Below are 12,599 nucleotides of genomic sequence, written 5' to 3'. Positions count from 1 at the left end.
CAAGGGCGCCCCCCCCACCGGGCGGGGGCGGGCCGGGGCGGCCCGGGGGGCGCCCCCGGGGGGCCGGGGGGGCGGCGGGGCCACCGCGGGGCCGCCCGCGGTCAGCCCGCCGGGAGGATGTCGGGGGCGCCGAGGCGCACCGCGTCCGCGGTGCGGTCGTCCGGCTGCTGCTGCGCCTCGCGTTCGGCGGCGACCCGCTTGAGGTAGTGGTCGACCTCGCGGTCCTGGTGCGCCCGGTCCCATCCCAGGTGCGGCGCCATCAGCTCGGCGACGGTCCGGGCGGCGTCCACGCCCCGGTCCCACGACTCGATGGAGATCCGGGTGCGCCGGGCCAGGACGTCCTCCACGTGCCGGGCGCCCTCGTGGGTCACCGCGTAGACCGCCTCGACCCGCAGGTAGTCGTCGGAGCTCGGCAGCGGCTCCCCGAGCGAGGGGTCCTCCGCGACCAGGGCGAGCAGCTCGTGCACCAGGGAGCCGTAGCGGTTCAGGAGGTGCTCGATGCGGGCGACGTGGAGCCCGGAGCGGGCGGCGAGGCTCTGCCGCGAGTTCCACAGCGCCGGATAGCCGTCGGCGCCGAGCAGGGGGACGCGCTGGGTGGTGCAGTCGGGGACCTTCTCGTCCAGGCCGCGTGCCGCCTCGTCGACCGCGTCCTTGGCCATGATCCGGTACGTCGTGTACTTGCCGCCCGCGACCACGACCAGCCCGGGCACCGGGTGCGCCACCAGGTGCTCCCGCGACAGCTTGCTGGTCTCCGCGGCCTCGCCGGACAGCAGGGGGCGCAGCCCCGCGTAGACGCCCTCCACGTCCTCGGGGACGAGGGGAGTGGTCAGGACCGCGTTGACGTGGTCCAGCAGGTACGTGACGTCCCGGGAGCTGAGCGCGGGGTGGGCCTTGTCGAGCGTCCAGTCGGTGTCGGTCGTCCCGATGATCCAGTGCCGCCCCCACGGGATGACGAACAGCACGCTCTTCTCCGTGCGCAGGATCAGCCCGGTGCGCGAGTTGATCCGGTCGCGCGGGACCAGCAGGTGCACGCCCTTGGACGCGCGGACGTGGAACTGGCCGCGGGTTCCGGCCATCGCCTGGGTGTCGTCGGTCCACACACCGGTGGCGTTGATGACCTGCTTGGCCCGTACCTCGGTCTCCTCGCCGGTCTCCAGATCGGTGACGACGGCGCCCACCACCCGCTCGCCCTGCCGCAGGAACCGGCTGACCCGGGTGCGGTTGGCGGCCAGCGCCCCGTACGCGACGGCCGTGCGGGTCAGGAACATGGTGTGCCGGGCGTCGTCGACCTGGGCGTCCCAGTACTGGACCGCGCCGACGAGGGCGTCGGAGCGCAGGGCGGGCGCCTCGTGCAGGGCCTGGCGCTTGAGCAGGTGCCGGTGGTGGGGCAGGCCCCGGGACGTGCCGGAGGCGGTCGCCATGGTGTCGTACAGGAGCACGCCTGCACCCACGTACGGCCGTTCCCAGAAACGGTGTTGCAGGGGGTACAGGAAGGGCACCGGACGCACCAGGTGAGGGGCCAGGAACCGGAGCAGGAGCCCGCGTTCCTTGAGGGCTTCGGCGACGAGCCGGAAGTCCAGCATCTCCAGGTAGCGCAGTCCGCCGTGGATGAGCTTGCTGGAGCGGCTGGACGTGCCCGACGCCCAGTCCCGGGCCTCGACGAGGCCCACCCGCAGGCCCCGGGTGACGGCGTCCAGGGCCGCCCCGGCGCCGACGACGCCGCCGCCGACGACCAGGACGTCGAGCTCTCCTCGGCCCAGCCCGGCGAGGGCTTCCGAGCGAGCCGCGGGCGAGAGCGCCACCGGATTCACCATGGTCTCCTCCTGGTCGTGCGGGTACGGGCATGAGCGTGCTCGTGCGGTACGCGTGCCGGTCTGCGGCCTACTCGACCGTGGCCCAGTCGAGCGTGCGCTCCACCGCCTTCTTCCAGCCCGCGTAGCCCTCCGCCCGCTGCTCCTCGGTCCACCGGGGCTCCCAGCGCTTGGACTCCTGCCAGTGGGTGCGCAGTTCGTCCGTGTCCCGCCAGAATCCGGTGGCCAGGCCGGCGGCGTACGCGGCGCCGAGCGCGGTCGTCTCCGCCACGACGGGGCGGCTGACGGGGACGCCGAGGACATCGGCCTGGATCTGCATGCACAGGTCGTTGGCCGTCACGCCGCCGTCGACCTTGAGCACGTCCAGGTGCACGCCGGAGTCCTGCTCCATCGCCTCCACGACGTCGCGGCTCTGGTAGCAGATGGCCTCCAGCGCGGCCCGCGCCAGATGACCGTTGTCGTGGTACCGGGCGAGGCCTACGATCGCCCCCCGGGCGTCGGAGCGCCAGTACGGGGCGAACAGGCCCGAGAACGCGGGGACGAAGTAGATGCCGCCGCTGTCCTCGACCGTACGGGCGAGGCGTTCGCTCTCCGCGGCGTCACCGATGATCTTCAGCTGGTCGCGCAGCCACTGGATCGCGGAGCCGGTGACCGCGATCGACCCCTCCAGCGCGTACACCGCCGGGCTGCCTTCGAACTGGTAGCACACGGTGGTGAGGAGGCCGTGCTGCGACCGGACCAGCTCGGTGCCCGTGTTGAGCACCAGGAAGTTGCCGGTGCCGTACGTGTTCTTGGCCTCGCCGGGGGCGTAGCAGACCTGCCCGACGGTGGCCGCCTGCTGGTCGCCGAGCACACCGGTGATGGGGATGGCCTCCCGCAGCGGACGCGAGGTCCGGGTCCGGCCGAACGCCTCCGGGTGGGAGGACGGGTTGATGGTCGGCAGCATCGACCGGGGGACGCCGAAGAAGCCCAGCAGCTCGTCGTCCCAGTCGAGGGTCTCCAGGTCCATCAGCATGGTGCGGCTGGCGTTGGTCACGTCGGTGGCGTGGATGCCGCCGTCCGGTCCGCCGGTGAGGTTCCACAGCACCCAGCAGTCGGTGTTGCCGAAGAGGGCGTGGCCCTGCTCGGCCGCCTCGCGGACTCCGTCGACGTTCTCCAGGATCCACTGGATCTTGCCACCGGAGAAGTAGGTGGCCGGCGGCAGTCCCGCCTTGCGCCGGATCACGTCGCCCTGGCCCGAGCGCTCCAGCGCGGCCGCGATGGAGTCGGTGCGGGTGTCCTGCCAGACGATGGCGTTGTAGTAGGGACGGCCGGTCCGGGGGTCCCACACGACGGTGGTCTCGCGCTGGTTGGTGATGCCGATGGCCGCGAGGTCGGAGGCGGAGAGGTTCCCGTGCCGGAGCGCGTTCTGCATCACCGAGTTGGTGCGCTCCCATATCTCGACCGGGTCGTGCTCGACCCATCCCGAGCGCGGGAGGACCTGTGTGTGCTCCAGCTGGTGCCTGGCCACCTCGTTGCCTGCGTGGTCGAAGATCATGAAACGGGTGCTGGTGGTCCCCTGGTCCACTGCGCCGACGAAGTCAGCCATGGGATGCCGCCTCTCTTGGGGCTTCTTCTGCCGCGGGGCGGACCGGTATCGGCCCGCCCCGCGGTCCGGTCAGCTCTCGTCCGGAGACGGGACCCGTCCGGGCGGTTCCGGCTCGGCGGTCGGCAGGAACCGGCCGATGAAGAACTTGTACAGACCTGCGCCCAGCAGACCGCCGATCAGCGGGCCGATGATGGGCACCCAGAAGTAGAACTGACCGTACTGATCTCGCCACGCCCCGCCGTACCCGGTGAGGAAGCTCGCCAGCCGGGGGCCGAAGTCGCGTGCCGGGTTGATCGCGTAACCGGCGTTGGTGCCCCAGGCCATGCCGATCGCCACGACGATCAGGCCGACGATGAACGGTGCCAGGTTGGCGCCGGGAGGCGTGCCCAGCAGGTCCGTGACCGCGAGGATCAGCAGGAGCAGGATCGCGGTTCCGATGATCTGGTCGCGCAGCGCGCCCCATTCCGTGACCGGCAGGTTCGTGTTTCCGTTGGCCGGCAGCGTGGAGAAGACGCCCTGCGTCTTGATCGTGTGCCCGGGGTCGGCCTTGGCCAGTGCCTCGGTGTAGTTCCACCGCACGATCAGGGCCGCCACGAAGGCCCCTGCCGTCTGCGCGAGGGCGTAGGGGGCCACCTTGCTCCAGGGGAAGCCCTTGAACGTCGCCAGCGCCACGGTCACGGCGGGATTGAGGTGGGCGCCGCTCAGCCGTGCGGCCACGTAGACGCCCAGGGTGACGCCGAGGCCCCAGGCCCAGGCGATGCTGTCGTGATTGCCCAGGCCGCCCGCGGGGTCCGTCAGGGCCCCTCCGGCGACCACCTGGGCCACCACTCCACAACCGAAGAGGATGAGGATCATGGTGCCGGCGAACTCAGCCGACAGCTCGCCCACCAGCCCCGACCTCTTGAACCGCTCCGTCATGGGTGCCCGCTTCCCGCCGGGCCTAAGACCGGCCGTCGACAGCCCCGAGTCTTCGCAAGCATTTTAGTCCCGGGTGCGTCGGCCGTGCGAGCGGACGGTACGCAAGCGGCGCGACCCGACGGCAGCCCCGCGTCGACCGCGACGGCAGCGGGGACATCCGGCCGGCGTGTCCCTCGTGGACCCGTGAACCTCGTGCCCGTCGCGTCCGTCGCGGATGCCGGGGCCCCGGCGGCACACTGGGTGGGAGGGCGCGCGCGCCGCACCGGTCGCGGGCCCACCCGTCGGTTCCACCTGGGAGGTACCCGATGAAGATGCTGATCAACAGTGCGGACACGGTGGTCGCGGACGCCTTGCGCGGGATGGCGGCCGCCCACCCGGAGCTCGACGTGGACGTGGAGCGGCGGGTCGTCGTACGCCGGGACGCCCGGGAAGGCAACCGGGTCGGGCTGGTGTCCGGCGGCGGTTCCGGGCACGAGCCCCTGCACGGCGGCTTCGTCGGGTACGGCATGCTGTCGGCCGCGTGTCCCGGCGAGGTGTTCACCTCACCCGTGCCCGACCAGATGGTGCATGCGGCCAAGGCGGTGGACGCGGGCCAGGGCGTGCTGTTCGTCGTGAAGAACTACACGGGGGACGTGCTCAACTTCGACATGGCCGCCGAGCTCGCCGAGGAGGACGGCATCCACGTCGAGCGGATGCTGGTCGACGACGACGTCGCGGTGACCGACAGCCTGTACACGGCGGGGCGGCGCGGCACCGGGGCCACGCTCTTCGTGGAGAAGATCGCCGGTGCGGCGGCCGAGGCCGGCGCGCCGCTGGACCAGGTCGCGGCCGTGGCCCGAAGGGTCAACGGGGCCTCGCGCAGCTTCGGCGTGGCACTGAGCGCCTGCACCACTCCCGCCAAGGGCAGCCCGACCTTCGGTCTGCCGGACGGCGAACTGGAACTCGGCGTCGGCATCCACGGCGAACCGGGCCGCGAGCGGCGCGCGATGATGACGGCCCGGGAGATCGCGGAGTTCGCCGTCGGCGCCGTACTCGACGACCTGGCGGAGGTCGCACCGGCCGACGGACCGGTGCTGGCACTCGTCAACGGGATGGGCGCGACCCCGCTGCTGGAGCTGTACGGGTTCCACGCCGAGGTGGCGGCGGTGCTGGCGGCCCGGGGCGTGCCGGTGGCGCGCACCCTCGTCGGCAACTACGTGACCTCGCTGGACATGGCGGGCTGCTCCGTGACCCTGTGCCGGGCCGACGACGAACTGCTGCGGCTGTGGGACGCGCCCGTGCAGACGTCCGCGCTGCGGTGGGGGCGCTGACCGTAAGGTGGCGGAAGGACGATGGCGGGCCGCCGGGCGGTTGGGTTCCGGCGCGAGGCGAGGAGATCCGGTGCGAGACGCAGACTTCTTCCGGCGCTGGATGGTGGCCACCACGGCCGCCGTGGAGCGCGAGTCGGACCGGCTGACCGAGCTCGACTCACCCATCGGGGACGCCGACCACGGCAGCAACCTCCTGCGCGGCTTCACCGCGGTCCGGGCCGCCCTGGAGAAGGACGCCCCGGCCGCTCCGGGAGCGGTGCTCCAGCTCGCCGGGCGGACCCTCATCTCGACCGTCGGCGGCGCTTCGGGCCCCCTGTACGGGACGCTGCTGAGGCGTACGGGCAAGGAGCTCGGGGACGCCGCCGAGGTCTCCGACGAGGACCTCCGGCAGGCCTTGGACGCGGCAGTCGGTGCGGTGGCGTCACTCGGCGGGGCCGCCCCGGGCGACAAGACGATGCTGGACGCCCTGCTGCCGGGGATCGCCGCGCTGGGCACGTCGTACCGGGCCGCCGCGGACGCGGCGGAGGGCGGAGCCTTGGCGACGGTCCCGATGCAGGCGCACAAGGGCCGGGCCAGCTACCTGGGCGAGCGGAGCATCGGACACCAGGATCCGGGCGCGACCTCGTCGGCACTGCTGCTGGGGGCGCTGGCGGACGTCGCGGACGGTGTGCTGTGACCGGGCCGGAGGCGGGTACGGGCGCGGGGGGCGCGGGGGCTGATGCGGACGCGGGCCCCGGGCTGGTCGGGATCGTGCTGGTCTCGCACAGTGCGGCGGTCGCCGCGTCGGTGGCCGACCTGGCACGGGGCCTGGCCGCGGGCGGGCCCGTGGCGCCGGTCGCGGCTGCGGGCGGTACGCCCGACGGAGGGCTGGGCACGAGCGCGGATCTGATCCTCGCCGCCGCCCGGGAGGTGGACCGAGGCGCCGGGATCGCCCTGCTGGTCGACCTGGGCAGCGCCGTGCTGACCGTCAAGGCCCTGCTGGAGGACGACGAACTCCCGCCGGGGGCACGGCTGGTGGACGCGCCGTTCGTGGAGGGCGCGGCGGCGGCGGTCGTCGCGGCCTCCGCCGGAGCTGCCCTGGAGGCGGTCGTGGCGGCCGCCGGCGAGGCGTACGAGTACCGCAAGAACTGACCGGGCGGACGGTGGGAACCGACTGGGCACGCACCGCGGCTTTGACCGGGGCCGGCCGGCGCACAGCCCGCCCGCCGTCCCGGGCGGCGCTGCAGCAGTCGGGGCCGTGCGCAACCGTGGGCGCCGGTCAGCCGTCTGCGAGGGCATGACGTTCCAGAGGATCTCCCACGGCTGCGCTCAGTTCTGGCGCTTCGGATGCGACCAGGTGCGGGCCGTGGCCTTCGCCGTGGTGCTCGTCGGCGGCATCGGTGCCTCGCGGTTGCTGCCGGCCGATCTGCCGGTCGCGCGCTACGACCTGCTCCTGCTCTTCGGCGTGGCCCTGACCGTCCTGGCCCGCAAGGTCGGCTGGGACGGCCCCCGGGACACCGCCGTGATCCTGGGCTGCCACGCCATCGGGCTGCTCTTCGAGCTGGTGAAGGTCCGGATGGGGTCGTGGAGCTATCCGGAGGACGCGCTGACGAAGGTAGCGGGCGTGCCGCTCTACGGCGGCTTCCTCTACAGCGCCGTCGGAAGCTACTGCTGCCGGGCCTGGAAGATCATGGACCTGTCGCTGGTCCGGTACCGGCCGCGCACCATGGCCGTACTGGCGGCCGCCGTATACCTGAACTTCTTCACGCACCACTGGCTGCCGGACGCCCGCCTCGTGCTCGCCGTGCTGCTGGTCGCGTCGATGGCCGGTACCTGGGTCCGCTTCACGGTGGGCGGGTCCCGCTACCGGATGCCGCTGGCCCTGGCCTTCGCGCTGATCGGCTTCTTCCTCTGGGTGGCGGAGAACGCGGCCACGTACGTGGGCGCCTGGAGCTATCCCCACCAGCTCGAGGGCTGGCAGCCGGTCCCGCTGAGCAAGTTCGGCGCGTGGGCGCTGCTGATCAGCGTGACGTTCGTGCTCGTCGCCCGTACCCGCCGTCGGGAAGCCCCGGATTCGGAGATCCGGCTGGCGTCCGGCGAGGCGGCCCGGTCCGGGGGGACGGACGGGGCGGGGGACGGGCCGCCGAGGGACGTGCCCGCGCTGGCGACGTCGTAGGGCGGCGCCCGGAACCGTCCGTGCACGTGTTCCGGGCGCGGGCTCCGGGCACGGGCTCCGAGAGGCCTGCGTGCCGACGGTGGCGTGGTCAGCCCTGGAGTCGCTCCGCGAACTGCTCCCTGTCCTGCACGAACCAGAGTTGACGCCCGCTGTTGCACTCCCTGACGAAGTCCTCGAGCGCGGGGCTGGCTTCCGTGTGCCGGGCGATGTCACCGAGTACGACCAGGCCGATGCGGTACTGCGCGAACTTCTGGCTGATGTGCCCGGCGACGCGGGTGCGCAGCCGGAAGAAGTCGTCACTGAGCCGGGCGGCGGGCACGACGACCCAACGGGCTTCCAGATAGCCGGCGTTGCCGATGAGGTCCAGTGCGTCCTGCTCGCTTTCGATGGAGGGTCCCTCGACTGCGCAGACGAGGACGGGGACGTCGTGGATCTCTTCCAGGGTGGTCATGCGGCCAGGCTAGCGGGCTGGTGGTGGCTGGCCTGTGGTTGGTGGGGTTGGTGGGTTATCGGGTGGTCCAGCCGCCGTCGATGGAGAGGGTGGTGCCGATGACGAAGGTGGAGCGGGGGCTGCAGAGCCAGGCGGCTGCTTCGGCGATTTCGGTGGGGGTGGCGAGGCGGGGGAGGGGGGTGGTGTTGAGGAGGGTTTGTTCGATGGTGGGGTTTTCGTTGAGCCAGTTGGTGATCATTTCGGTTTTGGTGGTGCCGGGGGCGATGGCGTTGATGCGGATGTTGTGGGGGGCGTATTCGTTGGCGGCGGCTTTGGTGAGGCCGATGATGGCGTGTTTGGAGGCGATGTAGGGGGCGGTGACGGGGGTGGCGACGAGGCCGGCGGTGCTGCTGTTGTTGACGATTTGGCCGTGGCCGTTTTTGAGCATGGCGCGTATTTCGTGGCGCATGCTGTTCCAGGTTCCGCGGGTGTTGGTGTCCATGATGGTGTCGTAGGTGGTTTCGTCGAGGAGGTGCATGGGTTGGGGGGTGGCGCCGGTTCCGGCGTTGTTGAAGGCGGAGTCGAGGCGTCCGTAGGTTTTGATGGCGGTGTTGACGGCGTGGGCGATTTGGTGGGTGTTGCGGACGTCGGCGATGACGTATTGGGCGTGGTGGCCTTGGTCTTGGAGTTCTTGGGTGAGGGCGGCGAGTTGGGGTTCGCGGCGGGCGACGAGGGTGACGGCGGCGCCTTCGCGGCAGAAGACGCGGGCGGCGGCGGCTCCGATGCCGCTGCTGGCGCCGGTGATGAGGGCGGATTGGTTGGCCATGAGGGGTGTGCTGGTGCCGCTGGTCATCGCGTGAACGTAGCATGCGGGGATGGGTGTTGTGGGGTTTGGTGGGCGGGTTTTGGTGGTGGGGGCGGCTGGTTTTGTGGGGTCGGCTGTGGTGGGGCGGTTGGTGGGGTTGGGGGTGGGGGTGAGGTTGTTGGTGCATCGGGTGGGGGTGCCGGTGGGGTTGGAGGGTGTGGAGGGGGTTGAGGTGGTGTGGGGGGATTTGGGTGTGGTGGGGTCTTTGCGGGGTGTGTGTGAGGGGGTGGGGGTGGTGTTGCATTTGGCGTCGCGGGTGGGTGGGGGGTGGGAGGAGTGTCGGGTGGTGAATGTGGAGGGGACGCGGGCGTTGTTGGGGGAGGCGCGGCGGGCGGGGGTGGGTCGGGTGGTGCAGTTGGGGACGGCTGCGGTGTATCGGGATGGGGTGCATCGGGGTGCGGTGGAGGGGGAGTTGGAGGAGGGGCCGGTGTCTGCGGCGAGTGTGACGCGGTTGGAGGGGGAGCGGTTGGTGTTGGGGGCGGGTGGGACGGTGTTGCGGCCGCATTTGGTGTTTGGCCGGGGGGATCGGTGGGTGGTGCCGTCGTTGGTGGGGTTGTTGGCGCGGTTGCCGTTTTGGGTGGATGGGGGGCGGGCGCGGATGTCGATGGTGTCGGTGGATGTGTTGGCGGATGTGTTGGTGGAGTTGGCGGTGGGGCGTGGGGTGTCGGGGGGTGTGTTTCATGTGGGGCATCCGGAGCCGGTGAGTGCGCGGGAGTTGGTGGGGACGGTGGTGGGGGAGTTGGGGTTGGTGTTGCCGTCGGGGGAGGTGGATGTGGAGGGTGCGTTGGCGTGGTTGGGGGGTGTGGAGGGTGCGGATGCGGGGGTGCGGCGGTTGGTGTCGTTGTTTGCGGTGGATCACTGGTATGACAGTGGCCGGTTGTGGGGGTCGGTGGGTGTGTCGCCGGGTCCTGGGTTCGCGGAGGCGTTCGGCCGGTATGCGGACTGGTACCGGGGGCAGTTGTAAGCCGGGTGGCCGGGGTGGCCGGGGTGGCCGGGGTGGCCGGGGTGGCCGGGGTGGTCGGGGTGGTCGGGGTGGCCGGGCTGGCCGGGCTGGCCGGGGTGGCCAGGTGGTCGGGGTGGCCGGGATGGCTGGGATGGCCGGGTGATCTGTGCGGGCTGCGGGCTGCGGGTCGCGGGTCGCGGGTTGTGGGTTGTGGTCCGGGCTGGTTCGGTCGGGCTGCGGTGTGTTGCGTCGGGTCCGGAGTGTGGTGTTCGGCGTGATGTGCGGTGTTCGGCGTGTGGTGTGGGTTGGGTCCGGGCCGTGGGGTCGGGTCTGCAGTGTCGTGTGCGGTCCGGTGTGTAGCGTTCGGTGTGCAGCGTCCGGTGGCTGGGGTGGGTTGTTGCGGGGAAGTCCGCAGGTGGTGTTCTTCGGGCAATGCCGTCCGCATTCAGGTGAGTGCGTTGTGTCGAGTGGCTGCTGGTGGCGGTGGTTCTCCGGCTGCCTGGTCCCTTGTTTCCAGCCGGGCGGGTGCGGGTTGCGGGTCGTGTAGGGCTGGGCTGTGCACTGCGTGGGGGTCGTGTCATGTCCGTGGGGTGCCTGGGAGGGGGACTGCTGTGCGGGGGGTTCCTGGTGTTCTTGAACCCGGTGAGGGGGGCAGTCGCACGACAGGGGGGCGGGGTTGGGTGTCTGTGTCGTGGTGTCGGGGGGGGGGGGGTGTGGCCGGGGTGTTCTCTTGCTCGGCTGGATTGGATGCCAGCGAGGTGTAGGGGAGGCTTGTCGGCGTGCACCGGTATGTGCACAGGTGGGTACAGTCCGACCTGCATGGCCTCAGGGGGTGCCGCCCGTCATGCGAGGCCGGTACGGTGTCCGGTTCTGTGCGGCTGGTGCCGCCGGGCGGAAGCCCACACCGATCGCTTCAAGGTCTGGTTCGTAGGCGCCGTGTCGTCGGGCGCACCGGGCCAGGTCCCGGTCGTGGCGGAACGCGCCGCCTCGGGTGATGTGCCGGTCGAAGGCCCAGTCTTCGGTGCTTGGCACCTCGGCGGGCGCGCCGGGGTAGGGGGCGTAGGGGGTGGAGGTCCACTCGTCGGTGTTTCCCGTCATGTCCGGCACACCGAAGGGGCTGGCTCCGTCGGGGAACGAGCCGACTGGCATTGTGGCGCCGATGCCGAGGTCCACCAGATTGGCCAGGCCGGTACGGTATTCCTCGCCCCATGGGAACTCTCTGCCGTCGTCGCCCCGCGCGGCGCGCTCCCATTCGTCTTCCGTGGGCAGCCGTACATCGAGGCCGGCCTGTTCTCCGAGCCGCCGGCAGTAGGCCGTCGCCGCTTCCCAGGTGACCCCGATGACCGGATGGCCGGCCGGTGTCGGTGGGACCGGTCTTTCTGTGGCCGCCGCGAAACGTGTCCACTGGCCGACTGTGACCGGTGTGCGGGCGATCCGGAATGCCGGGATGTGGATCTCCGCACGGGGGGCTTCCTTCATGTACCAGTCCACCGGGACCCCGGTGTCCGCATAGCGGCGGGCCACTGCCGGCACCTCGTCGACCGGTGTACCCCGACGCAGCAACCCGGCGGGGATCTCGACCCAGTTCACCTGCTCTGCCTGCACGGCTCCTCCTCGGCTCGACCGGAGAGACAACGCTCATGATCACCTCGGTGGTCGGATCGGGCATCGGCCGATGGACCTGTCTCGCCAGCGACTTTGGAACCAGGACAGCGGACCACACGTGCTCCGGCATGACGAGTGGTGCACGTTCGCGTGTACCAAGCCGGGCATCTTCATGTGTACGCCGACAAGGCCCCCGCCGCCGACACCGTGCGGGGCCCGGGTGCCCGGGTGGCGTTTTGGTGCTGAGTCGTGTGCTGCCAGGGCCTGCACCGGCGCATAAGCATCCCCGCTTCCGGCCGTGCCCGGGCTGGGTTGTTCGGCGGGCCGGAGGCCGGTTGGCACGTGCATGGTGGTGCGGAGCTGGGTTCTGGGGTGCTGCGCCCTCGTCTGTGAGGCCCGGGCCTGGCGTGGGTCTGGTCTGCCTGGCCGTGTGGCATCCCCGGTGTGTCATCGCAGTGCTGGTGCCCGGGTGTGGATGCGGGTTCTGTCCGCCGCGGGTGTCCCGGGGTGGGCAGACGGGGGCAGGCTGACGGGGGCAGGCTGACGGGGGCGGGCTGATGGGGGTGGTGTGTGGCATCGGCCGGCGGCTGCGTGGCGTGGTGGGTGCCGTGCTGATGTTGTGGTGCGGGTGCGGGTGCGGGTGCGGGTGCGGGTGCGGGTGCGGGTGCGGGTGCGGGTGGTCTCACGCGTTTGGATGGCCGCTGTTTTCCGGCGTTGTTCGTGCACAGGCGTTGCCCGTGGCTGGGCTGGGGGTGTGGTGGGTGCCGGTTCGCCCGGGTGGGGCCGGGCGGCCGTACGGCGTAGGGCTGTTTCCGCGTGCGGTTGCCGGGTGCCGTGTCGTGCATGGTGCCGGCGCACGGGTGTAGCTGGCCGGTGCGGCGGTGCGGCGGTGCGGCGGTGCGGCGGTGCGGCGGTGCGGCGGTGCGGCGGTGCGGCGGTGCGGCGGTGCGGCGGTGCGGCGGTGCGGCGGTGCG

The 12,599-nt window shown here is 71.7% G+C and carries 11 protein-coding genes; 5 read left to right on the top strand and 6 right to left on the bottom strand.

Going from position 1 to position 12,599, the window contains the following annotated elements; all coding sequences use genetic code 11:
* Positions 1-101: 101 nt before the first annotated feature.
* The 3 genes from ACZ6S8_RS28390 to ACZ6S8_RS28380 form a co-directional block, all read right to left on the bottom strand.
* Positions 102-1,814: a glycerol-3-phosphate dehydrogenase/oxidase gene (locus tag ACZ6S8_RS28390; protein WP_469460244.1), complete on the bottom strand. Its 1,713-nt coding sequence runs from the start codon at positions 1,812-1,814 to the stop codon at positions 102-104.
* Between the two features lie 67 nt (positions 1,815-1,881).
* Positions 1,882-3,399, bottom strand: a complete 1,518-nt coding sequence (gene glpK / locus ACZ6S8_RS28385; protein WP_469460243.1) for a glycerol kinase GlpK — start codon at positions 3,397-3,399, stop codon at positions 1,882-1,884.
* Between the two features lie 69 nt (positions 3,400-3,468).
* Positions 3,469-4,317 (bottom strand): MIP/aquaporin family protein, encoded by an 849-nt coding sequence (locus ACZ6S8_RS28380; RefSeq protein ID WP_469460242.1) that lies wholly within the window; start codon positions 4,315-4,317, stop codon positions 3,469-3,471.
* Between the two features lie 305 nt (positions 4,318-4,622).
* On the opposite strand from ACZ6S8_RS28380, the gene dhaK reads away from it, so the two are divergent.
* The 4 genes from dhaK to ACZ6S8_RS28360 all read left to right on the top strand — a co-directional run bounded on the left by dhaK (position 4,623) and on the right by ACZ6S8_RS28360 (position 7,782).
* A complete protein-coding gene (dhaK, locus tag ACZ6S8_RS28375; protein WP_469460241.1) occupies positions 4,623-5,627 on the top strand; it encodes a dihydroxyacetone kinase subunit DhaK in 1,005 nt (334 codons plus the stop codon).
* 70 nt (positions 5,628-5,697) lie between these two features.
* Positions 5,698-6,303 (top strand): dihydroxyacetone kinase subunit DhaL, encoded by a 606-nt coding sequence (dhaL, locus tag ACZ6S8_RS28370; protein ID WP_469460240.1) that lies wholly within the window; start codon positions 5,698-5,700, stop codon positions 6,301-6,303.
* A 62-nt stretch (positions 6,304-6,365) separates the two neighbouring features.
* Positions 6,366-6,758, top strand: coding sequence for a PTS-dependent dihydroxyacetone kinase phosphotransferase subunit DhaM (locus tag ACZ6S8_RS28365; protein WP_469460271.1), 393 nt, complete (start codon positions 6,366-6,368; stop codon positions 6,756-6,758).
* 145 nt (positions 6,759-6,903) lie between these two features.
* Positions 6,904-7,782, top strand: coding sequence for a DUF817 domain-containing protein (locus ACZ6S8_RS28360; RefSeq protein ID WP_469460239.1), 879 nt, complete (start codon positions 6,904-6,906; stop codon positions 7,780-7,782).
* Positions 7,783-7,870: 88 nt separating this feature from the next.
* On the opposite strand, the gene ACZ6S8_RS28355 is transcribed toward ACZ6S8_RS28360, so the two are convergent.
* Together ACZ6S8_RS28355 and ACZ6S8_RS28350 are read right to left on the bottom strand one after the other, a co-directional pair.
* Positions 7,871-8,233: a DUF4180 domain-containing protein gene (locus ACZ6S8_RS28355; RefSeq protein WP_469460238.1), complete on the bottom strand. Its 363-nt coding sequence runs from the start codon at positions 8,231-8,233 to the stop codon at positions 7,871-7,873.
* A 55-nt stretch (positions 8,234-8,288) separates the two neighbouring features.
* Positions 8,289-9,065 carry an SDR family NAD(P)-dependent oxidoreductase gene (locus ACZ6S8_RS28350; RefSeq protein WP_469460237.1) on the bottom strand — a complete coding sequence of 259 codons (777 nt, stop codon included), beginning with the start codon at positions 9,063-9,065 and terminating at the stop codon, positions 8,289-8,291.
* 22 nt (positions 9,066-9,087) lie between these two features.
* On the opposite strand from ACZ6S8_RS28350, the gene ACZ6S8_RS28345 reads away from it, so the two are divergent.
* A complete protein-coding gene (locus ACZ6S8_RS28345; RefSeq protein ID WP_469460236.1) occupies positions 9,088-10,041 on the top strand; it encodes an NAD-dependent epimerase/dehydratase family protein in 954 nt (317 codons plus the stop codon).
* Positions 10,042-10,845: 804 nt separating this feature from the next.
* On the opposite strand, the gene ACZ6S8_RS28340 is transcribed toward ACZ6S8_RS28345, so the two are convergent.
* A complete protein-coding gene (locus tag ACZ6S8_RS28340; RefSeq protein WP_469460235.1) occupies positions 10,846-11,625 on the bottom strand; it encodes a formylglycine-generating enzyme family protein in 780 nt (259 codons plus the stop codon).
* Positions 11,626-12,599: the final 974 nt, after the last annotated feature.

The organism is Streptomyces sp. NPDC048461, assembly GCF_055587105.1.
The sequence above is the reverse complement of the archived record's forward strand: the minus strand, read 5'-3'. Positions and strand labels throughout refer to the sequence as shown.